The 23810-nt window shown below is 38.0% G+C and carries 21 protein-coding genes and 1 pseudogene; 10 read left to right on the plus strand and 12 right to left on the minus strand.

Going from position 1 to position 23810, the window contains the following annotated elements; translation table 11 throughout:
* Positions 1 to 45: 45 nt before the first annotated feature.
* Positions 46 to 1728 (minus strand): methyl-accepting chemotaxis protein, encoded by a 1683-nt coding sequence (locus tag LMF89_RS10920; protein WP_229535094.1) that lies wholly within the window; start codon positions 1726 to 1728, stop codon positions 46 to 48.
* 358 nt (positions 1729 to 2086) lie between these two features.
* Here LMF89_RS10920 and uvsE point away from each other — a divergent pair.
* Positions 2087 to 3039: pseudogene (uvsE, locus tag LMF89_RS10925) on the plus strand (UV DNA damage repair endonuclease UvsE).
* A 243-nt stretch (positions 3040 to 3282) separates the two neighbouring features.
* Here uvsE and LMF89_RS10930 read toward each other — a convergent pair.
* Positions 3283 to 3666, minus strand: a complete 384-nt coding sequence (locus tag LMF89_RS10930) for a winged helix-turn-helix transcriptional regulator (RefSeq protein WP_229535095.1) — start codon at positions 3664 to 3666, stop codon at positions 3283 to 3285.
* Between the two features lie 160 nt (positions 3667 to 3826).
* Between LMF89_RS10930 and LMF89_RS10935 the strand changes: the two genes are divergently transcribed.
* Positions 3827 to 4411, plus strand: coding sequence for a flavin reductase family protein (locus tag LMF89_RS10935; RefSeq protein ID WP_229535096.1), 585 nt, complete (start codon positions 3827 to 3829; stop codon positions 4409 to 4411).
* An 88-nt stretch (positions 4412 to 4499) separates the two neighbouring features.
* Here the strand turns inward: LMF89_RS10935 and LMF89_RS10940 are convergent, their stop codons facing one another.
* The 6 genes from LMF89_RS10940 to LMF89_RS10965 form a co-directional block, all read right to left on the minus strand.
* Positions 4500 to 5444 carry a Bug family tripartite tricarboxylate transporter substrate binding protein gene (locus LMF89_RS10940; protein ID WP_229535097.1) on the minus strand — a complete coding sequence of 315 codons (945 nt, stop codon included), beginning with the start codon at positions 5442 to 5444 and terminating at the stop codon, positions 4500 to 4502.
* A 126-nt stretch (positions 5445 to 5570) separates the two neighbouring features.
* The gene (locus LMF89_RS10945; RefSeq protein WP_229535098.1) at positions 5571 to 6515 is read right to left on the minus strand and encodes a tripartite tricarboxylate transporter substrate binding protein; all 945 of its coding nucleotides are present in this window, start codon (positions 6513 to 6515) and stop codon (positions 5571 to 5573) included.
* A 100-nt stretch (positions 6516 to 6615) separates the two neighbouring features.
* Complete coding sequence (locus LMF89_RS10950) at positions 6616 to 8133, minus strand: tripartite tricarboxylate transporter permease (protein WP_229535099.1); 1518 nt, start codon at positions 8131 to 8133, stop codon at positions 6616 to 6618.
* Between the two features lie 16 nt (positions 8134 to 8149).
* Positions 8150 to 8569, minus strand: a complete 420-nt coding sequence (locus LMF89_RS10955) for a tripartite tricarboxylate transporter TctB family protein (protein ID WP_229535100.1) — start codon at positions 8567 to 8569, stop codon at positions 8150 to 8152.
* Between the two features lie 11 nt (positions 8570 to 8580).
* Positions 8581 to 10059, minus strand: a complete 1479-nt coding sequence (locus tag LMF89_RS10960; protein ID WP_229535101.1) for an ATP-binding protein — start codon at positions 10057 to 10059, stop codon at positions 8581 to 8583.
* 524 nt (positions 10060 to 10583) lie between these two features.
* A complete protein-coding gene (locus tag LMF89_RS10965) occupies positions 10584 to 11927 on the minus strand; it encodes an amino acid permease (RefSeq protein WP_229535102.1) in 1344 nt (447 codons plus the stop codon).
* A 314-nt stretch (positions 11928 to 12241) separates the two neighbouring features.
* On the opposite strand from LMF89_RS10965, the gene LMF89_RS10970 reads away from it, so the two are divergent.
* Positions 12242 to 12835 carry a DNA-3-methyladenine glycosylase gene (locus LMF89_RS10970; RefSeq protein WP_229535103.1) on the plus strand — a complete coding sequence of 198 codons (594 nt, stop codon included), beginning with the start codon at positions 12242 to 12244 and terminating at the stop codon, positions 12833 to 12835.
* Positions 12836 to 12901: 66 nt separating this feature from the next.
* Here the strand turns inward: LMF89_RS10970 and LMF89_RS10975 are convergent, their stop codons facing one another.
* Both LMF89_RS10975 and LMF89_RS10980 read right to left on the minus strand, forming a co-directional pair.
* Positions 12902 to 13690 (minus strand): TIGR03943 family putative permease subunit, encoded by a 789-nt coding sequence (locus LMF89_RS10975; protein ID WP_229535104.1) that lies wholly within the window; start codon positions 13688 to 13690, stop codon positions 12902 to 12904.
* Positions 13691 to 13706: 16 nt separating this feature from the next.
* On the minus strand, positions 13707 to 14666 hold the full coding sequence (locus LMF89_RS10980; protein ID WP_229535105.1) for a permease: 960 nt from the start codon (positions 14664 to 14666) through the stop codon (positions 13707 to 13709).
* Between the two features lie 335 nt (positions 14667 to 15001).
* Between LMF89_RS10980 and LMF89_RS10985 the strand changes: the two genes are divergently transcribed.
* The 5 genes from LMF89_RS10985 (at position 15002) to LMF89_RS11005 (ending at position 21529) form a co-directional block, all read left to right on the plus strand.
* On the plus strand, positions 15002 to 15667 hold the full coding sequence (locus LMF89_RS10985; protein ID WP_229535106.1) for an amino acid ABC transporter permease: 666 nt from the start codon (positions 15002 to 15004) through the stop codon (positions 15665 to 15667).
* Positions 15648 to 16325 carry an amino acid ABC transporter permease gene (locus tag LMF89_RS10990; RefSeq protein WP_229535107.1) on the plus strand — a complete coding sequence of 226 codons (678 nt, stop codon included), beginning with the start codon at positions 15648 to 15650 and terminating at the stop codon, positions 16323 to 16325. The genes LMF89_RS10985 and LMF89_RS10990 overlap by 20 nt, the downstream gene beginning before the upstream one ends.
* Before the next feature lie 13 nt (positions 16326 to 16338).
* Positions 16339 to 17088, plus strand: coding sequence for an amino acid ABC transporter ATP-binding protein (locus tag LMF89_RS10995; protein ID WP_229535108.1), 750 nt, complete (start codon positions 16339 to 16341; stop codon positions 17086 to 17088).
* Positions 17089 to 17113: 25 nt separating this feature from the next.
* Positions 17114 to 17986, plus strand: coding sequence for a cysteine ABC transporter substrate-binding protein (locus tag LMF89_RS11000; RefSeq protein WP_229535109.1), 873 nt, complete (start codon positions 17114 to 17116; stop codon positions 17984 to 17986).
* Between the two features lie 291 nt (positions 17987 to 18277).
* On the plus strand, positions 18278 to 21529 hold the full coding sequence (locus LMF89_RS11005; protein ID WP_229535110.1) for an SNF2 helicase associated domain-containing protein: 3252 nt from the start codon (positions 18278 to 18280) through the stop codon (positions 21527 to 21529).
* 63 nt (positions 21530 to 21592) lie between these two features.
* Here the strand turns inward: LMF89_RS11005 and LMF89_RS11010 are convergent, their stop codons facing one another.
* On the minus strand, positions 21593 to 22243 hold the full coding sequence (locus LMF89_RS11010) for a hypothetical protein (protein WP_229535111.1): 651 nt from the start codon (positions 22241 to 22243) through the stop codon (positions 21593 to 21595).
* A gap of 65 nt (positions 22244 to 22308) precedes the next feature.
* A complete protein-coding gene (gene rpsD, locus LMF89_RS11015; protein WP_229535112.1) occupies positions 22309 to 22902 on the minus strand; it encodes a 30S ribosomal protein S4 in 594 nt (197 codons plus the stop codon).
* Positions 22903 to 23213: 311 nt separating this feature from the next.
* On the opposite strand from rpsD, the gene LMF89_RS11020 reads away from it, so the two are divergent.
* Positions 23214 to 23483, plus strand: coding sequence for a metal-sensitive transcriptional regulator (locus LMF89_RS11020; protein WP_229535113.1), 270 nt, complete (start codon positions 23214 to 23216; stop codon positions 23481 to 23483).
* Between the two features lie 121 nt (positions 23484 to 23604).
* Positions 23605 to 23745, plus strand: coding sequence for a hypothetical protein (locus LMF89_RS11025; RefSeq protein WP_007960758.1), 141 nt, complete (start codon positions 23605 to 23607; stop codon positions 23743 to 23745).
* Positions 23746 to 23810 lie beyond the last annotated feature (65 nt).

Genomic DNA, 23810 nt, shown 5'->3' on the forward strand with positions numbered 1-23810 from the left:
CGTATTGTAACAGATAGTACACGTATCTGTCAATGAAAAAAACTGTTAAAAATGAAATTTATTTACGACTTCCTGCAGGTTCTGCGCCATTTCTCCCAGAATCTGGCTGGAAGAGGAAATTTGCTCCATTGATGCCGATTGCTCCTGGGTGGCTGCTGATACCGTTTGTGTTTCTTCAGAAGTCTTTTTACTTAAAGCATCAATTTCTTTTACCGATAATACGATGACTTGGCTGCCATCAGCGATCTGCTGTATGGCTGATGAAATATCTTTGATTTGTGTTGATACTTCGAGTATGAGCTGGGCAATTTCCTGGAATGACTTTCCTGCCACATCTACAACATCGGCTCCTATTTTTACCTCGTTAGTACCCTTAGTCATAGCAATCACAGCTTCTGTAGTATCACCTTGAATTTCTCCAATTAGCTGCGCTATTTTTTTAGCGGCTTCTTGAGACTGTTCAGCTAGTTTTCTTACTTCTTCGGCAACTACAGCAAAGCCTCTGCCTTGTTCACCGGCTCTGGCCGCCTCTATGGCAGCATTTAGTGCCAGTAGGTTTGTCTGTCCTGCAATACCAGATATAGTACTAACGATTTGTCCAATTTCTTTAGATTGTTCTCCCAATTTCGTGATGACTTGGGCTGAGGTATTTACGGTTTTTTCGATTTGTGCCATTTGATTAATGGCCTTTTCTATAGATTCGCCACCTTTGATCGCGGTTTCGGAGGCTTGAGAGGATTTTCCGGCTACAATCGTAGCGTTGTTGGCGATTTGTTGAATGCCAATAGACATTTGTTGTACCGCAACCGTTGTTTCAGTAAAAGTCGTTAGCTGCATCTGGGCACCCTGGGCCATATCGGAAATGGAAGCCGCTATTTGACCAGCAGCTTGTGTGGAATGAGAGGCACTTGCTGTGAGCTGCTGGGAAGAGGTCATGACTTGATCGGCTGCATGGGCAACCCTTTCAATTACAAGACGCAGATTACTTTTCATTTGATTAAAGGAATCCGCTAACTGACCCAGTTCGTCGGAAGATTGTATTCTAATATCATCTACTGCGAGGTTGCCGAGAGTAATTTCTGAGGCAGCCTGTGCAACCAGTTTTGCAGGCATGGAGATTCCCCGGCTGATATAGATGCTAATGCCAATGGCAATCGCTGCAACGAAAAGGCTAACGAGAACTAGCAGCAGTTGTACTTCACTAGCTTTTTGCGTACTATGTTCTTCTTGCTCTCTTACATATCCTTTTACTAATAATATAAGCTCTTTGGTTGCCGCTATGGAATTCTCAGAAGGTTTGCCTGCCTGCTGCATGTAAATACCAACCTGTTCAATATTGTTGGCACGTTTTGCTTCAATGGATTTTGCTGCAATGGTATCAAAGGCCAACTTTTCTTTCTTTAATGTTTCTAAGACAGCCTGTGAGTTTTGAAAGGATAATGCATCTTGGAGTTTGCTGATTTTATCGTCGCCATATTTGCGATAGTTATCAAAGATGGCTGCGTCAGCCAAATCACCTGTGAAATTAAAACGACGCATAGCCACAGCCTCATTTGATACATCTATGGCAAGTTCCTCAACCAGCTCAAGCTGATAGAGACTATCTCTCATAATTTCTTTTGAAGCTGAATTTAATTCACCCACTTGAAAATAAGTAAATGCACTCATAATAAAGACTAAAGCGATGACCACCATAAATCCACTTAAAATTTTTCTTCTGATTGTCATAATGAGAGCGCCTCCTTTTTAAAAAGATAAAAAGTTACATATTAATTTTAGAAAAAGATATTTATATATAAAAAAAGCTGGCAGTTGAGCCAGCTTTAATAAGCGTGTACTTTGCTGTCGCAGCATTGCGACAAAATGCTTTGTATTAAATTGTATTATAACTATTATAATAACATAAATAGGAAATAGTCAATCTTATTCGTAGTAAATCTTGTTAAATTATGCTAAGAATATAATATTGTTGCAGAAATATCTTAAAATTTTAGGATTGAGGCATAATATTAGGAATAGGAACTGTAAAGTTAGGTACTTTTGGACAGACTAAATTCGATGATTTTTCTGTGAAAGGGGTTAGTTTATGCGCATCCGCTTGGGGTATGTAGCCATAGCTTTAGGTATTTCTCAGGGGTCTCCCAATAAAACAACCACTGTACTTAACTTAAACAAAATTAAGGATAAAGAAGATCAGATTAGTAAGCTCAGGCGTTTGGCAGAAGAAAATTTAGCTACGCAGCTGCGTGTGATGCGTTATAATGTAGCCCATCATATTCAAGTGTTTCGGATTACTTCGCAACTAATCCCTCTAGCGACCCATCCCATTGCTTTTGGGTGGGATTATTGTGAGGATTTTCGCTCAGAATTGCTTGCCATTGGTGATATTGTAAAAAAATACGGAATGCGGGTTAGTGCTCATCCCGATCATTTTACGATTTTGAATAGTCCACTCGAACATGTAGTAGATGCGGCCCTTGCAGATTTGCGATATCATGTGAATCTTTTTGAGGCTATGGAATTGGGAGCTGAAGCTAAATTAGTGCTGCATGTAGGGGGATTATATAAAGATAAAGCGCAGTCAATCGAACGTTTTAAGGTGATCTTTCAGCAGCTTCCTGATAACATTCGAAAACGGATTATTATTGAAAATGATGATAAATCCTATACTGCAAGGATGTACTCACTCTTTGCCAGGAGATAAGAGCACCTATGGTATTAGATGTACATCATGATCATTGCTGCAATGAGGGAATACATCTTGATGATATTCTGCCAGAAATATTTGCAACTTGGGGAAGCAGGATACCTAAAATCCATTTTTCGAGTGCAAGAGAAAGCTCAAATAGAAGAGCACATGCGGATCATATTGATGTGGATGAATTTTTGAGATTTTTAAACATAGCAAAGAAGTGTAATCGTGATTTTGATGTTATGATAGAAGCAAAAGAAAAGGATTCGGCACTATTTTCCTTAATGGAAAAGTTGAAGGAAACTTCCGGAGTAAAGGTTATCAATGAAGCTGAGATAGAATATTAGCTTCATTGAACCTAATATCTAAAATCACAGGAGCATATCAAGGTTTTTTTCTTTGAATTAACTTGAAAAACCTTATAATTGTAAAGACCTGGACTTCATTAGCGAAATCCAGGTCTTTACAATTTCTATTTGCTTGTTAGTGATCAATGGTAAAAAGGCTTATTAGGATGCCAAAGGACGAGTGTAACTAGCACTCCGCCATTCTATGTTTACGGCGATATGTGGTTCTTTGCCGAGATTACCCTATTGTGATAGGGAGGAAGATTCAGACTGGTGGCAGAGCAAGTCTTTTGTAGATGTTTCAACATCGTTTGCATAGTTAAGTCCCCATTGGCATAAAGTAGCTAATATGGGCAAAAGACTTTTTCCAGCTTCTGTAAGTGAGTATTCTACTTTGGGGGGGATCTGTGTATAGATGTATCGATGTACAAGTCCATCCGCTTCTAAGTCTCTTAATTGCTGGGTCAACATTTTCTGGGTGATTTGCGGTAAGGTTCTTTTCAGCTCACTAAAGCGCAGTGTATTTTCACCTAAATGCCAAAGAATCAAGGATTTCCATTTCCCACCAATGAGATCTAAGGTTAATTCCATAGAACATTGGTATTGAATATTTTTGAATTGAATCATATTTTTTCACCCCTAAACAGTATAAAAAAGACACTACCCTACTAATAAGTGCGTACTTGTTTTAGATGCTTTTATTGTCTAATATTATATCATGAAAAATATTTTCGGTATAGGAAAATAAATATTGCTATTTTGGGTCTAAAAAGAAGGAGGTAACAATATGAAAAAATCATTAGGTGCAAATACGTTTGCTATGCCATCTCCCGTGTGGGTAGTGGGTTCTTATGGCGAAGGTGGTGAGCCTAATATCATGACAGCTGCTTGGGGCGGCATTTGCTGCTCCGCTCCGCCGTGTGTGACAGTATCCTTGCAGAAACCTCGTGCTACATATCAAAATATTTTAAAACACCAAGCATTTACCATTAGTATACCCTCTAGCATTCATTTAGTTGAAACGGACTATGTAGGGATAGCCAGCGGAAAGAATACAGATAAATTTTCAATTGCCAAGTTAACAGCTGTTAGAAGTGATCTTGTTGATGCCCCTTATGTGCAGGAATTTCCTTTAATATTAGAATGTAAGTTATTACAAGCAGTCGAACTTGGCATGCATACACAGTTTATCGGAGAAATTGTAGATGCAAAGGCAGAAGAACATGTGCTTGATGAAAAGGGAATGCCAACGTTAGAGAAAGTAAATCCTGTTGTCTTTAGCGCGCCGGAAAGAATGTACTATCGCATTGGTTATCCTTTGGAAAAATCACATTCGGTTGGTTTAAAACTGAGAAAAATTCCAGAAAAATAGGAGAATAGAGCTATAGAAGAAAGGTGATGGTAAAAGAACCATCACCTTTCTTAAGTAAAGGCAATATTGGTTTACAAACGGGTTCATACTATTTTTTTTGTGTTTTAATCTTTTCTAAGATGCCGGTTTCTTGAACTATCTTAGTTAATCCTTGGGTTCCATTTATCCATTTTTCCTCTGATTCTTTAGGACCTAAATAATGAACTTTAAGCCCTAATTTATCCATATTTTGCTTGAATTCAGGGTCGTTAATAATCGCCTTGAATCCAGTAGCTAATTTATTCTTTATTTCAATTGGTAACTCTTTTGGTGCAGCGATTCCATACCAATTGTCACTTATAACATTCAAACCATATTCTTTAAAAGTCGGAACATCTGTAAAGACAGGATCAGTCAAACGTTCTTCACCTGCTACAGCCAAGACTCTAACGTTTCCATTTTTTATATGTTGCTTAACAGACGCTGGGGTAACTACAATCACTTGAACATGCCCACCTAATAAGCTTGCAGTAGATTCTGCTGCACTTTGAAAAGGAACCTGTTCTAGCTGAATATCTGCAGATTTAGCAAATGTTTCGCCAGCAATATGAGAAATGCCACCTATACCTGCGTGACCAAATTTAATTGTAGACGGATGCTGCCTTGCATATTCAATCAAATCATTCAAGTTTTTCCATGGTTGATCAGCCTTAATAGCCATTACCATTGATAATTCTGAAATTTGTACAAGAGGATCTAAAGCTGTTGGATAATTATATTTGGTTGGACCATACAAAGGTTGTAGTATTACTTCTATCGAAGTCATGCCAAGCGTATAACCATCTGGAGTGGATCCAGCCAATTCATTCCAGCCGATAGTGCCAGTTCCTCCTGGCTTATTAACGATAACTAAAGGCTGACCTAATTGGGTAGGGGCTTCTTTTTCCAATAATCGGGCTACTAAATCAGTACCACCGCCAACGCCGAAAGGAACAATAAGAGTAATAGGCTTATCAGGATATTTTTTCGTCATAGTTGCCGCCTTATTTTCCATATTCGTACAACCTCCCAATATCAAAATACTTAATAGGCAAGATACAAATAAGATGAAAGATCTTTTTGGCACTTCATGACCTCCTATTGTTGTTATCGTATTATACAAACTTAAAGAAGTATCACATTATTTCCTTTGTGCTTTAATTAAGTCTAAAATGCCAGTATCTTGTACTGTTCTAGATAGCTTTTGGTTTTCATTTATCCACTTTTCCTGGGAATCTTTAGCGTCTAAATAGTTAACTTCCAATCCTAAATTGTTCATATTCGATTTAAATTCGGGGTCATTGATTATTCTATTAAATCCGTCAGTTAATTTGTTTTTTACCTCAAGGGGGATTTCTTTCGGTGCAGCAAGTATATGCCAATCACTAAAAGCTACATCCACGCCTTGTTCTTTAAATGTAGGTATATTTGCGAACAGTGGGTCAGTTAAGCGTTGGTTGCCTGCTACAGCTAAAGCTCTAACCTTGCCATTTTTAATATTTTCTTTTACTAATGCTGGAGAGAGAAAAGCGATTTGAACATGTCCACCGAGCAAATTTGCCATTGATTCTGCACCGCCCTGAAAAGGAACTTGCATAAGGTCAATATTAGCTGCTTTTGCAAAAGTTTCTCCAGTAATATGGCTTAATGAGCCTAGGCTAGAGTTAGCAAACTTAAGTTGTCCAGGGTGCTGGCTAGCATATTTAATTAAATCGTCAACACTCCTCCAAGGTTGATCAGATTGGACGACCATTACCATTGATATGTCAGAAACCTGCGCAAGAGGTTCTAACGCAGTTGGATAGTTATATTTAGTTGAATCATATAGGGGATGTAAGACCATTTCTGTTGATGTCATTCCAATGGTATAGCCATCTGGAGCTGCACCAGCTACTTCATTCCAGGCAACCGTTCCAGCCCCTCCCGGTTTGTTAATAATAATTAAAGGCTGACCTAATTGTTTTATGGCTGTTTTTTCCAATGCTCTAGCTACTAAATCCAAACTGCTTCCGACACTAAAGGGGACAATCAGGGTAATCGGCTTGTCCGGGTATTTACTGGTTGCAGTAATCGCTTTATTTTCCATGCTCGTACAACCTCCTACTATGATTGATAAAACCAATAGACATGTAACCAAAGAAATCAATATTTTCCTTTTCACGACATCCTCTCCTTTTTTTATAAATTTAATAACGGTTAACATCTAACTCCTTTCTTTTGTTATTGAATTTGGTAAACCATGTGAAGAAGTTATACAAAATAACAATAAACCCTAGGGATAGGATGGTGGCTGCAAGTGGGCGGGTAATAAATGTCCATATATTGCCGTTGCAAATGATTAACCCCTGTATCAATCCTCGTTCTAATTCTGGTCCTAACACTAAGCCAATGATCAAAGGACTTGGTTCAAAGCCTACCCGTTGCAGTAAGAATCCTAAAATGCCGAAAAAAATGACCCATATCAAATCAAACATGCTGTTATTAATGGAGTAGGCGCCGGTGAGGGTGACTACTGCCACTAAAGGCATGAGGATATTGAGCGGGGTTTTAAGCAGTTGAACGAAAACACCGATAAGAGGTAAATTAATAATCAATAGAAGGACATTACCGATATACATACTGGCAATAAGCCCCCAAAAAAGCTCAGGTCGTTCGGTTATTAATGATGGACCGGGAGTAATACCATGAATCATAAAGCCACTGAGTAAAATTGCTGTTGCTCCGCAAAAGGGCAGCCCTAAAGAAAGTAAAGGTATCATTGTAGCTGAAATGGCTGAATTATTGGCCGCTTCTGGACCTGCGACTCCTTCAATAGCACCGTGACCAAACTCCTCCGGATGTTTACTATAGCGTTTTTCCAGCCCATAGGATATGAAACTTGATATAGTTGCTGCAGGGCCCGGTAATAAACCTACCAAAAAACCGACAATCCCTCCGCGAAACATAGGAGTTATAGAGCGCTGCCATTCTTCTTTCGTAGGGTATAAATCGCGAAATTTTACGGAGGGTATATCTGGTTTCGCATCAGCGTGAGTCATAGCCGTCAGAATTTCCCCGATGCCGAAGAGTCCCATGGCTATAATGGATAAGTCAAAACCTCTGTCTAATTCATCAATGCCAAAGGTAAAGCGACTGATGCCAGACAAGCTGTCTAGTCCGATGGTACTTAGCATGATACCGATAACAGCCATGAGGACAGACTTAAGTGTGGAAGTGCCAGTTAGTTTGGATAAGAGGATTAAACCGACTAGGGCAAGAGAAAAATATTCAGGCGGTCCAAAAGCCAGAGCAGCCTGAGCTAACGGCGGGGCTAGCAAGGTCAGCCCGATCAGACCAATGGTGCCAGCAATAAAAGACCCAATGGCAGAAATGGCTAACGCTGCCCCGGCTCGTCCCTTTTGTCCCATGGGATATCCATCTAAACAGGTAACTACAGAGGCTGCTTCTCCAGGCACGTTGATTAAGATAGAAGTGGTAGAACCTCCGTATTTTGAGCCATAATAAATCCCTGCGAACATGATAAGTGCAGCAGTACTGTCCATACCGTAGCTAAAAGGGAGTAGTAAGGCAATGGCACTAACGGTATCAATTCCTGGCAATACGCCTACCAATGTGCCAATTAAGACTCCAATGATACAAGATAATAAATTAGCTGGGATAATACTTACGGAAATTCCTTGGAGCAGCAGGTTCAAAATATCCAAATCCTTACCTCCAATTCTATGGTAATGCGACTTTTAAATAATAGGTGAATAATAGATGAAATGCAGCAGAGCCACAAAAGGAAATCGCTAAGGGAACTCTCCAGCCTGATGTGTCAGCTACCTTAAATAAGTAAAATAGGAATATAAAAGTTGCAACGAAATAGCCAACAATAGTTAAAATCATCAGATAAAATGCCAAGCCAATAAGAATAAATAAAAATTTTGTCCAGTCGACAGCTTCTTTATTGTTAGTCTTTTTTAATCGAAATTGGCGAAACATGAGAAGCAAAGATAATAACAAAGCAGTGACTCCCGCTAGATTTGGTAAGAATCCAGATTTAGGCGAGCCAAGAGTCCCGAAAGTGAATTCTTGTGCCCAGTACAAATACGTTAAACTGCCAATCAAAAATAGCAGAGAAATTATTTTCTCAATCATTTTTACCACCTCTATTTTGGAATGCTTAGACTGGTATCTTTAATAGAAGATAAAGTATCCGATGAAATCGGTTCAAATTCTATTGTGAAAACAGTACCTTCTCCTAGTTCGCTGTTGATGGAAAGGGTTGCTGCATGGCGGTGTACAATTCGATAGCAAACGGCTAGTCCTAAGCCAGTACCATTATCTTTTGTAGTAAAAAAGGGCGTTCCCAGTTTCTCTATATCTTCTTTTGGTATACCAAGACCATGATCTTTTATGGATAATACTACTTTTTGCTCATTCTGAGCTGTAATGATGTGGAGTAAACCACCCGTAGGCATGGCATCAAGTCCATTTCTAACCATGTTAAGAATCAACTGGTGAATGCTATCCTGATCTAAAAATAGAGGCGGAATTTCGCCTAGAAAAATTTTAATATTACTATTGTTGCGTAAAGCATCAGCCTGCATTAAAGGATAAATATTGCGAATGATATCGTTTAAGTTATTTTCGGAGAAATTCATGGCCCTATTTTTTGCAAGGGATAGAAATTCTGTAATAATCTTATTTGCGCGGTCAATTTCATCAATCATTAGACTAAACTTTTCCTTCTGGTTAGCGAACTCTTGCTTGTTTCCCATAAACTGTAGTAAACCTCTTACTGTCGTCATAGGGTTTCGTACTTCATGAGCAATGCCTGCCGCCATTTCGCCAATAATATTCAAGCGATCGAGACGAGTCATTTTTTCTGTTTGTTCACTGATATATTGCAAAATAGGAGTAAATTCAGCTAATTCACTATTAAAATTACCGGTGCAACCATTTAGAATTCTTTCAGCGAATAGTTGCATATCTTTTTTTAACTTATTGAAGAGTTCACGAAAGATTACAATGCATACTAATAACATAAAAATGGCTGCCATCAGGGTGTTTATCGTTCGTTTCCACATGGTTGCATTTACAGCATCTTGATTGATTGCAGCAAAAGCATGACCGATAATGACACCATTATGATCTGTGACTGGCCTAATATGAATGATCGCATTGGCACCATGCCATACTAGTGAACTTTTTCGTTCTATGAACTTTTCGGTATCAGAGTAAAAAACCTTTTTAAACGGTTTCCCATCGATTCCTAATAATATGGAAACATCAGAATGGGGACCAATGGCCACAATACTTTCGTGTTCCAGAGAATAAAAACCAAATTTTATGATGTTGGATGGTACGAGTACAGCTTGTAAGACCGGTTGAAGTTCATGATTAATGGTCATAATTTCTTGCTGAGTTGATTGAAAGGGTCCATGGTTAGCGGCAATATCACTAAAAGAACCTTCAGGTTTTTTTTTAATAAGAAAATCAGTAATAGACACAAGCCATAGGGCATTTTTCTCATTTTCTTCTTGCAAAGACAGCCAAAGATTATGAACAGTAACAGTGATCATGAGCAACAAAACAACACCAATTATCTTTAAATTAAGCTTTGTTGTTAGGTTTATTTTTTTCACTGTTTTGGCACCTCTAATGCACATTTTGAATACATAAAAAATTCTACAAATTTCTACAAATATTTCCACGTTTTTCAAGAAATGTACAAATTTTCTTTAATAGTAATTTTACTTCGCCAATAAATGGAAAAATCCTTTTTAGTTATGTGTAATCGTGTAAAGCAAAATAAAGGGACAGTTTCGCTAGGGTTCCAAAAGAATCCTAGCGAAACTGTCCCTTTATTTTGGCATCATCCTTATTGCGAGCGTAGCGAAGAAATGCAAAGAAAGCAAAGGAATAGTAAGAGGTTCAAAAATTTTTATAAGAATTTTGTTTTAACTTTATCAAGATTTGTCTTTTCAAGTTCTTCGACTACTTCGATAATATTAGTTGTTGTCGATCTTTGTAGACACCAAAGGTACCAAGTGATGGAGAATAATTAAGAACATAAGGGAGATACCCAGTAGCGGCTTTATAGGATTTGCTGCATATAGAAGTTATATTATAGTGAGTTTATCTTTTTATTATAGAGAATATGCAATAATTAACTATCTTTTTTATTGATCCATAGATTGCGGATCAAATAGGCAATACTAATGAGTAGCATGAGCAGTAAACCTGAGTATAGACCTGGCAGCTGATCTGGATACAAAGGAGTGGAAAGGATCGAAACGAAGATAATAAAAAAACAAATCCAAGAGAGATAGGGATAAAAGGGAGCTTTATATTTTAATTTCTCTGGACTTTTGGTAAGGATTCTCTTGCGATAATAATAATGGGTAGCGGATACGCTCATCCAATTGATAAGTGCCAAGAATCCGCTGGCACTGACGGTATAAATAAATATTTTATCAGGCAGATAATAAGAAAGTATGGCTCCGCATAACAGCACAACGCCACTAATCGTAACCGCTGCTATGGGAACACCCTTACTATTTTGATACTTGGCAATTTGGGGTGCTTGGTTATTTTTGGCTAAAGAGAATAGCATGCGGGATGAGGAATATACTTGAGAATTAAGAGCAGAAACCCCAGCGGTTAAAAGAATGAAGTTTACAAGATCCCTGGCATAGGGAATTTTAAAAATCGTAAATAGTTGTACAAAGGGACTGATGGTTTCATCCAGTAAATCTAAGGGCAGCAAAGTAATAATAAGAAAAGCTGATAGAGCGTATAGCATTGTTACTGAAATCGTGATAAATTTAGCCGCTGGAGGCACTGTTTTTTCCGGCTTTTCCGTTTCTACCGCAGCGATTCCAATAATACCTGTTCCTGTATAAGCAAATAAAATAAGGAGCATGGCGCCCAGCATACCTGAGAATCCTTCTAAGGGAGCTTGAAGGAGAGATTGGAATGGTATAAATTCTGTTGTGGCATCTCCTATGGAAACACCTGCTATAACTGTAAAGCCCATAATAACAAATACCACGAGGGTAGCTACTTTTGTAATAGCAAGCCCTAATTCAATTTTACTTAAGCCTTTCACGTCATTGAAATTTAACAGCGTAATTCCTAAGGCAAATAGTAGGCTGCAGACCCATAACGGAACCGTAGGCAGCCATAAGCGAAGAAAGATAGCGCAAGCAGTAACCTCACCAGCCATTCCTAATACTCCGCTGACCCAAAACATCCAACCAATCATAAAACCCCACCACTCGCCAAAAACTTCTTGGGCATGTGCCTTAAAAGAACCTGAAACAGGGTTCGCGATTGTCATCTCAATAATAAAAGATACTTCCATCATCATAACGAGTCCGCCAAAGAGGTATGCAAAAGGTGCCCAGATACCAGCAACGCTGATTACAAGGCTGCTGGCCAAAAAGATGCCTGACCCGATAATATTGCCTAAAGCCATAACGATAAAGTCTTTTTTATTAAATGCTGTCAAAGGATCAACCTCCTGGGATATAAATCGTTACCTTGTATTTTTACTGATTGTTAGTCTTGTTATACTTAAATTAGTAAAAAAATAAAACAATCGAACCACAAAGGCGCAAAGGGGTATAATTTATTTCTGCGGTCCACTTTGTGTGCCGTATCAGCGGCATTGTGCCTTTGTGGTTCCTTAATAGTAAAAAAGACACGTTGCCAACGTGTCATATCAAAAGAGTAAGAGTATTCGCGTCAAATACAATGAAGGTATTCTTCCAAATAACCAGAAGAATGATACTTAAAATCTATTTCCTACAAGAAGGTGTTATTTTGAAAAAGTTAGAGAGAAGTTTCTATGAGCGGGCTACTTTAGAAGTTGCAAAAGACTTATTAGGGAAATACATGGTTCATGAGACCAATGATGGCAGGACAGTTGGTAAGATTGTAGAGGTTGAGGCGTATGTGGGTTCCATTGACGCTGCATGTCATGCTTATAATAATAAATACACAAATCGAACCAAAGTTATGTTTGGCAAAGGTGGACATGCGTATGTATACTTAATTTATGGTATGCACTACTGTATGAATATCGTAACCAATCAAGAAACATATCCAGAAGCTGTTTTAATTAGAGCATTAGAACCTGTTGAAGGATTGGAGATCATGGAAAAGCGCCGGAGAGCCGAATCCATTTTTAATTTATGCAGCGGTCCAGGAAAGTTGTGTCAGGCAATGGGAATTACAAAACTGCAAAATGAGATGGATTTATGTGGGGAAAGCATGTTTTTATTACATGGTGAAACGATTATGCCTGAGGATATAGCAACTACTCCTCGTATTAATATTGATTATGCTAAAGAGGCAAGAGATTATCCTTGGAGATTTATTATAAAAGACAATCCCTTTGTGTCAAAAGGAAAATAGGCATATTAGTACCTCATCTGTGATGAGGTACTAATATGCCTAATAAAAGGAAAGGGAATTGACAAGTTAATTATAAGGATATACGTAAGGGTCTTTTGGTGCTTCAATTTTTTGCAGAGAGGTAATTTTAATTGATGCAGCATCTTTGCCGTCGTATGTAACCATTTGAATGATACCTTCAATAGACAGCCAGGTTCCATCAGGATACTTTTGGATTTCGATCCCTTCACACATGACTCCATAAGGTAAAGAATCGGCAGTACAGCACATAACGACATAGCGTACCAGGGAAATTTGGTCATTTGCCAGTCCTGGAATTTGGAATACAAATCCCGTCATGGTAATCTTTTTTCCTGCATATTCATTAGGAAAATTATTTATTTCGCACATCGCTTCCGTATAATTGAGATTTGTAACCTTAATGGTATCCATTTGGCCGAATACTGGTGCTAAAGGACGTGGCAAATCTTTTATAGAATGAGTAATAGCGCTGGATTGGCTATTGAGTCCCTTACTGCTGACAAGATTTGCATTTAGTGTATTTTCGGGCACTGCAAAGGCTAAGAGGAGGATCATAAAGAAGGGGGTATATTTTCCGATGCTGGAATGTTTATGGCAATACTGCTCATAAACACTAGAAGTGGGCAGCAACGTATCTATGATTTGTATGACAAGCATAGGTACTAATAAAAGATAGGATATCTGAGTGAGTACTATAAATTTTGGATTGATATATAGGGGTAATTGTTTAGTAATATCAAGCCATAGGAGTAAAATGATAAAACCAAGAAGAATGATGGATTGTATACAAGCTCCGTTGTTGAAAGACCGCAGATTTCTTTTTCTAGGTTGCAATAAACTCTACCTCCTTTTACAAGTGATTGATCAGATAGGCTGCACTGGAGCACAGCATGATAATGATCAATGTGAGGCAACATACAAATTTGGTGCGGAACGTATGTAACAGCATGAGAATATTTTTAAGATCAATCATAGGACCAAAAACCATAAAGGCTACAAGGGAGCCTAATGTAAAACTACTAGAAAAGGAGGCAGCGATAAATGCATCAGCAGCTGAGCATACCGAAATGAAAAAGGCGAATACCATCATAACTCCAATGGATAAGGATGAATCTTGCCCCAGAGCTAACAACATTTCCCGAGGAATTGCGATCTGTGATAATGATCCCAGCATAGCGCCTATTACTAAATATTTCCCCATTTCAAAAAACTCATGGCAGGCATCTCGAAGAGTATTGATCCATCTATGAAGGGGAGAATACCCAGGATGGTGGCTATTTAGTGTATGTTGACAGCATCCATGGGAATGACCGTGGATTTGACTTGGTGATTTTAGCTGCCTGCCCTTAGTAAATCCATTGAGTAATAATCCAGTACATAGGGCTACCCCAAATGCTGTTCCGAGACGCAATAAAACTACATGTATATTGTTTTGAAAGGCAAATGCTGTTGCTGCGCTTACAACGGGATTTACAATTGGAGCAGCCAGCATGAAAGCAATAGCCGCAGGCAAGGGGACTCCTTTCAAAATCAAACGTCGCACAATCGGTACCATACCGCAGTCGCACACGGGAAATAGAATACCCAGAAAGCAGGCCATGAAGATGCTGCGGATATTACTTTGGGGTATCATATTGCGTATGGTATTTTCCGAAACAAAATTATTGAGTAATGCTGATACAATTACACTCATCAGTAAAAAAGGAAAGGATTCGATAACAATACTGAGTAAGATAACTTTAAAATTAATTACATGATTCCAATTATCAGTCCATACAGCAGCAGCGATCGTTGCTAATGCATCTTCCACAAAGACTCCTCCCTAAATTAGCAAGATGAAGAATAAACAAGTTCAATTATAAATATGAGAAGCTTGTTCATATTATGTTAGTATTTTTTGGAATCGTTTTTTGCTTATTATTCTCATTCATGTATTGACAAATGGAAAGGAGAATACTATAATTTTTCTTACAGAGAATTGTATTATTTTTTTAACATACTACATAGGATTGTCTCTTGTGAAAATATGAATAACGGCTGATTAGAAAACTAAAGGCCAAAAGATTGTGGTTTATAAACTACTTTCTTTTGGTTTTTTTTATTTTTCTTATTTTTCCCGAAAAGAATTTAAATGGTGGTGAATGTATGGATATTAATTGGCAGTTTATAATAAGCACGCTGCCTTTGTATCAAAAGGCAGCGTGGATTACGATAAAGCTTGGTTTCTGGGGTACGTTGCTGTCCTTAATCATTGGTTTGGTGTGCAGTATTATATTATATTTTAGGATAAGGGTTTTAAAAGAGCTTGTTGAAATATATGTTGAACTTTCTCGTAATACTCCTTTATTAATACAGCTATTCTTCTTATATTTTGGGCTGACAAAACTAGGCATAACGATGAGTGAGACCACTTGTGCCATTACCGGTTTGGCGTTTTTGGGCGGAAGTTACATGTCAGAGGCCTTTCGCAGTGGAATTGAAGCGGTGAGTAAGACACAAATTGAATCCGGTCTGAGTATTGGTCTTTCTCAAATGCAGTTGATTCGCTACGTAATTCTTCCTCAGGCATTTGCGGTAACCATGCCATCTTTAGCAGCCAATTGCATTTTTTTATTTAAGGAGACTTCTATAGTAGGAGCCATTGCTATTGCAGAACTTATGCACGTTACACAAGATGTCATTGGTATGTATTATCAAACATTTGAATCACTATTCATGCTGGTGGTTGCCTATCTGATTATTATTCTACCCTTATCATTCCTGCTAACCTGGTTAGAAAGGAAGGTGCGTTATGCAGAATTTGGGAATTAATGTTCTATTTGAAGGAACGACACTGCAGCGTTTATTCGAAGGATTGATGATGACAGCGGGAATTGCGTTTCTCTCCATTATCATCGGATCTTTCTTAGGTATAGGAATGGGGCTGCTGAGAACATCCAAGTCAAAAATAGTACAGTTTATCTGTCGTTTTTATCTTGAAGTCTTTAGAATCATACCAATTCTTGTGTGGTTGTTTATTGTTTATTTCGGTGTAACAAATGCGTTGGATATTCATCTAGATGGTGAAATTGTTGCCGTGATTGTATTTAGCCTGTGGGGCGCGGCAGAAATGGGGGACATTGTCAGAGGGGCATTAGAATCTTTGCCTAAACATCAAATTGAATCTGGAAAGGCTATTGGGCTTAGCTTTTGGGGACTGTACAGATATGTGCTGATACCCCAGGCTGTAAGACGTATGCTGCCTGGAGCGATTAACCTATCAACAAGAATGGTGAAAACAATATCTCTGGTTGTTATGATTGGGGTTATTGATGTGGTAAAGGTAGGTCAGCAGATTATAGAAAGATCCGTCATAAAAGTGCCGACTGCATCTTTTTGGGTTTATGGACTGATTTTTATCCTGTACTTCATCATCTGTTATCCTTTATCCAAGCTATCAAAGAAACTAGAAGCAAAATGGGAAAATTAAAGAAGGGGTTGCAATGAATAAAGAAAATCATCAAGTCTTGCTTGAAATTAAAGATTTGCATAAAGAATATGACACAAGGACCGTATTAGACGGCATTCATCTGCGTGTACATAAGGGTGAAGTGATCGTGGTACTAGGTCCGTCAGGCTGTGGGAAAAGTACATTATTGCGATGCTTGAATGGGCTGGAAAGCATTCAAGGCGGCGATATCCAGTTTAATGGTGAAAGTCTTGTCGGTTCCAATGTGAATTGGCAAAAAACTCGTCAAAAAATTGGTATGGTTTTTCAAAATTATGATCTTTTTCCGCATATGACAGTCATTGAAAATATTCTTTTAGGTCCAATCAAGGTACAAAAGAGAGAGAAGAAAGAGGTGATGGAGCAGGCAACCCAGCTACTAGAAAAAGTAGGATTATCTGATCGCAAAGATTCCTATCCCCGTCAGTTGTCAGGGGGACAAAAACAAAGAATTGCCATCGTAAGAGCCTTGTGTATGAATCCGGAAATTATGCTTTTTGATGAGGTTACAGCAGCACTTGATCCTGAAATGGTAAGAGAAGTGTTAGATGTTATACTGGGGCTGGCAAAACAGGGCATGACCATGATGATTGTAACTCATGAAATGGGATTTGCTCAGGCCGTAGCCGACCGAATTCTATTTATTGATGAAGGAAAAGTATGTGAAATGTCTGAACCTAAAGAATTCTTTACGAATCCCAAAACAGAGCGTGCTCAGCAATTTTTAAATATATTTCAATTTTAAAACAAAAAAGAAGGGAAGTTGTATCATGAAGAATATCAAAAAAATCCTAGCCGTTTTCTTTAGTGCCGTTATATTAGTAGGAATCTTAGCAGGCTGCGGTTCAAAAGCAACAACAGAAACCAAAAAAGATCAAGCAGCAAAAAGCAGCATCGAGGAAATAAAACAACGTGGAAAAATCAAAATTGGTGTATTTAGTGACAAACCCCCATTTGGCTTTGTAGATGCCAATGGCAAAAATCAAGGTTTTGATGTGTTCATTGCCAAACGATTTGCTAAGGATCTGTTGGGTGATGAATCAAAAGTAGAGTTTGTTTTAGTGGAAGCAGCAAGCAGAGTTGAATTCCTGCAAGCAAATAAAGTTGACCTGATTTTGGCTAACTTTACTGTTACAGATGAACGCAAGCAAAAAGTTGATTTTGCGAATCCATACATGAAGGTTGCTCTTGGCGTAGTGTCTCCAAGTGGCGCACCGATTACTTCTGTGGATCAATTAAAAGGTAAAAAATTAATTGTAAACAAAGGTACGACGGCTGAAACCTTTTTCACCAAGAACTATCCAGATATTGAATTGTTAAAATATGATCAAAATACAGAAGCTTTTGAAGCATTAAAAGATAAACGCGGTGTTGCTTTGGCTCATGATAATACATTGTTATTTGCTTGGGCAAGAGAAAACACAGGTTATACCGTTGGTGTTGCTTCATTGGGCAATCTTGATACCATTGCTCCTGCAGTTAAAAAAGGTGATAAAGAACTTCTTACCTGGGTGAATACAGAATTAGAAACGTTGGGTAAAGAGAACTTCATTCACAAAGCATATGATGCAACTCTAAAACCTGCTTATGGTGAATCCATTGATCCAGAAACTGTTGTAGTAGAAGGCGGAAAAGTGAAGTAAGACTTGTTCATCCTTACAATATAAAGATCAAGCGGCTGATTTTCGAAAGAAAAAAGCCGCTTGATCTTTATTTCTAGCTAGAGAAATGCATAGCGTTATGCAAAAAAGTAGTAAACCGCGAAACGTTTTTCTTAATTCCCCATATAAAAAAATTTAATAAGAAAAAGGTAAATTTGTAAGGATGAAAGAATAAAAATTAATGGATGTTTTACATTGTTTTGTTGAAGAATTTCTGATAATGGAAGATATTTTTTATAGTATAGGCCCCATAAAGAAAGGAGGGGCAGTTTGGTGCTAACAGATGCAAAAATTCAAGAAAGAGCCGCAACCAGCAGTTCCTATGTAAAGGGCTGCCAATATTATCGAAACGGGAATGTGAAGGATATAAAATATTCGCAGCATGAACAGGCGTATAGAGCGCAGGTAGTAGGAAGCGAAGTATATACAGTAAGGGTTAATTTCAATAATTATCAAGAAGTGGACGGATATGAATGTGATTGCCTGGCATTTTCTAGTTATTATCATGGAATGTGTAAACATATTGTCGCTGTTTTAAAGGTAATGCAAGCTCATTGGGAAATCTATTTTGGTGAAGGAAAAACAAACATTCTGACTCATGCAACCCAGGAACTATTAGATTTTTTTAATCATGATATGTTAGAAACTAGCCAATATCAGCAGTCAATACCCATTAGAATTATACCTACCTATGGTTTTTCTTTGGAATCAAGAGGGAAACGGAGTTGGCTGGAGTTTTCCCTTGGAAACGAGAAACTGTATGTTATGAAGAATATTCCTCAACTTCTGGATGCTCTAGATATCCAGGAGGAGATTGTTTATGGTAAAAACTTTATATTAAAGCCACGGGAAGCCATGTTTGATGAGCAAGCCAAGTCGCTACTCCATTTATTACAGTCTGCTTATGCTGATGACAAACAACTTGCAGACTGGAATCCCTATACTTCTTCTGTATCCGCTTTTGGCGATGCGCGGCGCTTGAAACTGACTAATTCGAATATGCTGAAGTTTTTTACGATCATGGAAGAGGTTCCATTTTCCGTGGAGATCAATCATGAGAAAGTTTTTGGTGTCCGGATTGTTAAGGAACGACCAGTTGTCAATTTATCTGTGAAGGTAGTTGTAGGGGGCCTGAAGCTTAGGATGGAGACTGGGAATGATGTATTCTATGGATTGGATACAGATTTTCAATATATTTATCATCAGAAGACAATCTATAAAGTTGATTCCTTATTTGCCAGTTGTATCAAGCCGTTGATGAAGTGTTTTTATGAAAATAAGAAATCGGAAGTATACATTCCAGAGGCGGAAGCAGCCAATTTCTTTTCCTCTGTAGTACCTGCTTTAGAGAATATTGGAACCGTTCATATTAGCAGCACACTTCTTAAGAAATTTCATAAGGAGCCACTGGAAATAGAAATATATTTTGATCGGTTTACAGATGGCATTCGTGCAAGGGTTGGTTTTAAGTATGGTGATCTAACTATTGATCCCTTAGCTCCATCTGAAGGAACTTTGAATACGATCTCTGGGAAAATGCTGTTGCGTTCGAAAAAAGAAGAAAACCGAATACTTACCCTTTTTCAACGCTATGGCTTTGCAATAAGGGAAGGACAACTTGTGCAGGCAGATGAAGAGAAAACCTACGATTTCTTACAAGAGGGACTGCATCAGCTGCAAAATGTTGCAGAGGTCTTTTATTCTGATGATTTTAAGAATAGTAGAATTACCTATACGGGTAGGGTTTCGGCGGGAGTGAAGCTGAATACCAAAACGGATATGCTGGAGTTTTCGCTGTATTACGAAGATATGCAGCCCAGTGAATTATTTGCCTTATTGGCTTCCTATAAATTGAAGAAACGCTATCATCGATTGGAAAATGGCGCATTTATTCCTCTTGATTCGACTGATTTACAGATCGTGAATACGTTGCTGGAACAGCTTGAACTAAACCCTGCCGATATTGAAAATAAAGGTATTGAATTGCCTAAATATCGTGCTATGTACATTAACAGCCTGGCTAGAGAATCCAGTGATTTTCACTTGGGACGGGATCATTCTTTCAAGAAAATGGTGCAGGACATTTTGGAGCCCCAGGATGTAGAATATGCGATTCCAGAGGGGATTCAAGGGAAGCTCAGAGACTATCAAAAAGTCGGTTTCAAATGGCTAAAGTCTCTTGCCAGTTATGGTTTTGGCGGTATATTGGCTGACGATATGGGTTTGGGAAAAACCCTGCAAGTCATTACCTTTCTTATGTCTGAGAAAGAAAGTGAAAATATCCCTTCTTTAGTCATTGCTCCTACTTCTCTTGTCTATAATTGGCAGCAGGAAGTAGAGCGGTTCGCGCCTGCATTAAAGGTGATGATCATTTCCGGGAATCAAGAGGAACGGCAGGAACAATTGAATCATATTGACGAAGTGGACTTGGCTGTGACCTCCTATGCGTTGATGAAGCGTGATATTGAGTTCTATGAGAGCCGAATCTTCAAGTATTGCTTTATTGATGAAGCCCAGCATATTAAAAATCCAAATACACTAAATGCAAAGTCGGTAAAAAAAATTAGAGCAAAGGGATATTTTGCTCTGACGGGAACACCGATTGAAAATACATTAACAGAATTATGGTCAATTTTTGATTTTATAATGCCTGGCTATCTAAAAACCCATAAATCCTTTTCGAATCAATTTGAAATACCCATTAGCAAGAATCGAGAAGAAGAGGCTCTCACGGAGCTCGGACGCTACATTAAACCTTTTATTCTTAGAAGAATGAAAAAAGCAGTTTTAAAAGAACTTCCCGAAAAGATTGAAAGTAGAATGGTTAATGAAATGACTGAGGAGCAGGCCAAATTATATGCTGCCTGGATCTTGCAAGTGAAAACAGAATTTGAAAATGAGGTGCAGAATCATGGTTTTGCCAAAAGCCAGATAAAGATACTGTCCCTATTGACCAGACTGCGGCAATTATGCTGTCACCCGTCTCTATTTATCGAAGATTATCATGGCGGCAGTGGTAAATTGGAGATGCTGACAGAGTTACTGGAGGATGCAGTAAGTGGTGGACATCGGATTTTGTTGTTCTCCCAATTTACGGGAATGTTAGCCATTATAAAAAATGAGCTGGAATCCAGAAATATCGGATATTATTATCTGGACGGGTCCACGAAAGCAGAGGAACGTATCAAACTTGTCAACTCTTTCAATGGGGGTGAGAAGGATGTCTTTCTTATATCACTAAAAGCCGGCGGTACAGGATTGAATCTGACTGGTGCGGATATGGTCATCCATTATGATCCTTGGTGGAACCCTGCAGTGGAAGAGCAAGCTACTGATCGAGCGTATCGCATTGGGCAGAAAAATTCGGTACAGGTATGTAAATTAATCACAAAGAATACGATTGAAGAAAAAATTTATGCATTGCAGCAGAAGAAACGTGAGATGATTGATGCGTTAATTCAGCCAGGAGAAAACTTCTTGGCTAAAATGAGTGAAGAGGAGATTCGTAAATTATTTGAGGCGTAAAGATCGCGAAGATCAAAAGGACTGTTTAGCATTTGGCTTCTTGCAAGCGCTAAACAGTCCTTGTTATACGATACATCCTATTTTATTGTTCAAGATTTTTACAAAGGTTTTTTGAATAAACGTATCTGTATAAAAAATCGCACACATATTATAAAGCTGCTTAATCGTCAAGCCGATATCTTCCTCTAACACTTCGGTAAATTCTCTTGTACTTACTAAGTACTCTGCAATTTCAAATGTGCTTTCAAAGACTCCGATATGTAAAATATAGCTGTCTTTATTCCAGAAAGCATTAAATTTAGCACAAAATTCTTTGATCTTTTTCATACATAATGAATTTTCTAAATCCCAGTACGTATTTAATTCTTCAATGGCATTTTTCATGATATCCACATAAGGGGAATCCGATTCTGTAATGGACCTAATCAATGCGTGGCTGGAACATATGGGGATGAATAAATCTTGATTATCCTTATGGATCGTATAGAAAAAAGCTACTGGAAGATAGATATATTGGATAAATCCTAATAATGACTTTGCATCGGGGTAACATGCCCAATTATTATCTATAGTATCTCTAGAGTAATCAATCACCGCTGTATTGATAAAAATAGCATCTTGTGCACAAGCCAAATCAGTAAAGTAGTTCGTCCAAAGATCTTTCTTCTTTAATAAAGCACCTTCCCAATAATTATGATTATTGTATTTGCACATTTATTTTGACCCCTTATATAAGAAATAATCACTGTCAAGCACACAATTTAGTGTTGATCTTTTTCTTATTTGGAATAGAATTCAATTGCGTAAATTTCATTTACTTCGATAGGAATTTCTTCTCTATTAGGCAGCCGTATCAATTTTCCGCTAAAATCTTCCAGGTTCTTCTCAATATAAGGTGATGCAAAACTTTGAAGTTCCAAGAAGTTAGAAACGATCATTTCATTTGTCCGCTGTTTGACACTTAAAGAGATAACACTGTCAACTGGTACTCCATAGGATGGGATATTCACCTTCTGTCCATTAACGAGGATATGACCATGACTGACTAGTTGCCGGGCCTGCCGAATGGAACTGGCAAAACCAATTCGATATACGAGATTGTCTAATCTGCACTCCAATGCTTTTAATAAGGCAGTACCTGTGATTTCCTTGCTTTTCATCGCTTTATCAACATAACGTACAAACTGTTTTTCAAAAAGTCCATAATAGGCTTTGATTTTTTGTTTTTCCAAAAGCTGAATCCCGTAATTTGATAATTTTCTGCCGGATCGGCTATTGTCTCTTGTTGCTTTATTCATTGCTTTAGGGTGACCAAAAATATTAACACCTAATCTTCTGCATAATTTAAACCTTGGTTCTCTTCTTGTTGCCATTTACCATGCTCCTATTCTATCGAATTTTAGTCTTTCCTGAATACGTTCTTAAAACTTGACCTTTATAGTATAACATTAATGATAATGATATTCAATATCGTTATCATGTGAAATTTATTGCTCTTTGTGTTTCAAAACGTCTATTTTCTAGGACAAGGCTAGTGCCTTTCTTACTCTCATATTTTTTACTTTTAAAGGTACACTAGTAAAATAGTTGTTACTGTAATGAGTCCATAATATTGACGAGATTAAGCATACCGTTCTATAATTAAGTGCGGTAGGGGGGTATAGTAGTAGAGGGAGTGAATTTTGTGTTAACGGATAAAGAAAAAAGTGAATTAAAATTACGGTTAAAAAAAATTGCAGGGCAGATCAATGGTATCGATAAAATGTTGGATGATGGACGGTACTGTGTAGATGTGGTTCAGCAAATATTGGCGGCTCGAGCTGCTTTAAATAAGGTATCACTCATTATTATGGAAAGTCATGCAAAAAGCTGTATGGTTACAGCAATCAAAGATAATCGTGCAGAGCAAAGTATTGAAGAATTAATGCAGCTGTTGAAACAATTTACTAAATAACAATAATGGAATAAGAATATCGAGAAAAGGAGTGTTTTCAAGGGATCTTCATAAGTTATTCACAAAGATATGATACAATAATATAAATTCGGAATTTATGAACGGGTTGGAGGGAAAATATATGCAAGAGAAACGATCTCCAGAAGATATAGAAAATGAATCATCTGAATATACGCCTTGGCAAAAAAGTATATTAACCTTTCTAAGGTGGGGAGCATGGGCAACCTCCTTTATGGCTATTGCTCATATGATGGAATTTTGATAGGAATGAATAATGGACACAGTCTTCTGCAATGGGAGGTCTGTGTCCATTATTCGCAAAAACCA

It is taken from the genome of Pelosinus baikalensis, assembly GCF_020819555.1.
Taxonomy (GTDB): Bacteria; Bacillota; Negativicutes; order DSM-13327; family DSM-13327; genus Pelosinus; species Pelosinus baikalensis.

What these genes read in the sequence shown, in the direction of transcription:
- LMF89_RS11025 (WP_007960758.1), top strand. Translation starts at nt 23,605, where the DNA reads ATGCAAGAGAAACGATCTCCAGAAGATATAGAAAATGAATCATCTGAA.
- LMF89_RS11000 (WP_229535109.1), top strand. Translation starts at nt 17,114, where the DNA reads ATGAAGAATATCAAAAAAATCCTAGCCGTTTTCTTTAGTGCCGTTATA.
- rpsD (WP_229535112.1), bottom strand. Translation starts at nt 22,902, where the DNA reads ATGGCAACAAGAAGAGAACCAAGGTTTAAATTATGCAGAAGATTAGGT.
- LMF89_RS11010 (WP_229535111.1), bottom strand. Translation starts at nt 22,243, where the DNA reads ATGTGCAAATACAATAATCATAATTATTGGGAAGGTGCTTTATTAAAG.
- LMF89_RS10985 (WP_229535106.1), top strand. Translation starts at nt 15,002, where the DNA reads ATGGATATTAATTGGCAGTTTATAATAAGCACGCTGCCTTTGTATCAA.
- LMF89_RS10955 (WP_229535100.1), bottom strand. Translation starts at nt 8,569, where the DNA reads ATGATTGAGAAAATAATTTCTCTGCTATTTTTGATTGGCAGTTTAACG.
- LMF89_RS10995 (WP_229535108.1), top strand. Translation starts at nt 16,339, where the DNA reads ATGAATAAAGAAAATCATCAAGTCTTGCTTGAAATTAAAGATTTGCAT.
- LMF89_RS10935 (WP_229535096.1), top strand. Translation starts at nt 3,827, where the DNA reads ATGAAAAAATCATTAGGTGCAAATACGTTTGCTATGCCATCTCCCGTG.
- LMF89_RS10990 (WP_229535107.1), top strand. Translation starts at nt 15,648, where the DNA reads ATGCAGAATTTGGGAATTAATGTTCTATTTGAAGGAACGACACTGCAG.
- LMF89_RS10940 (WP_229535097.1), bottom strand. Translation starts at nt 5,444, where the DNA reads ATGGAAAATAAGGCGGCAACTATGACGAAAAAATATCCTGATAAGCCT.
- LMF89_RS10945 (WP_229535098.1), bottom strand. Translation starts at nt 6,515, where the DNA reads ATGGAAAATAAAGCGATTACTGCAACCAGTAAATACCCGGACAAGCCG.
- LMF89_RS10920 (WP_229535094.1), bottom strand. Translation starts at nt 1,728, where the DNA reads ATGACAATCAGAAGAAAAATTTTAAGTGGATTTATGGTGGTCATCGCT.
- LMF89_RS10930 (WP_229535095.1), bottom strand. Translation starts at nt 3,666, where the DNA reads ATGATTCAATTCAAAAATATTCAATACCAATGTTCTATGGAATTAACC.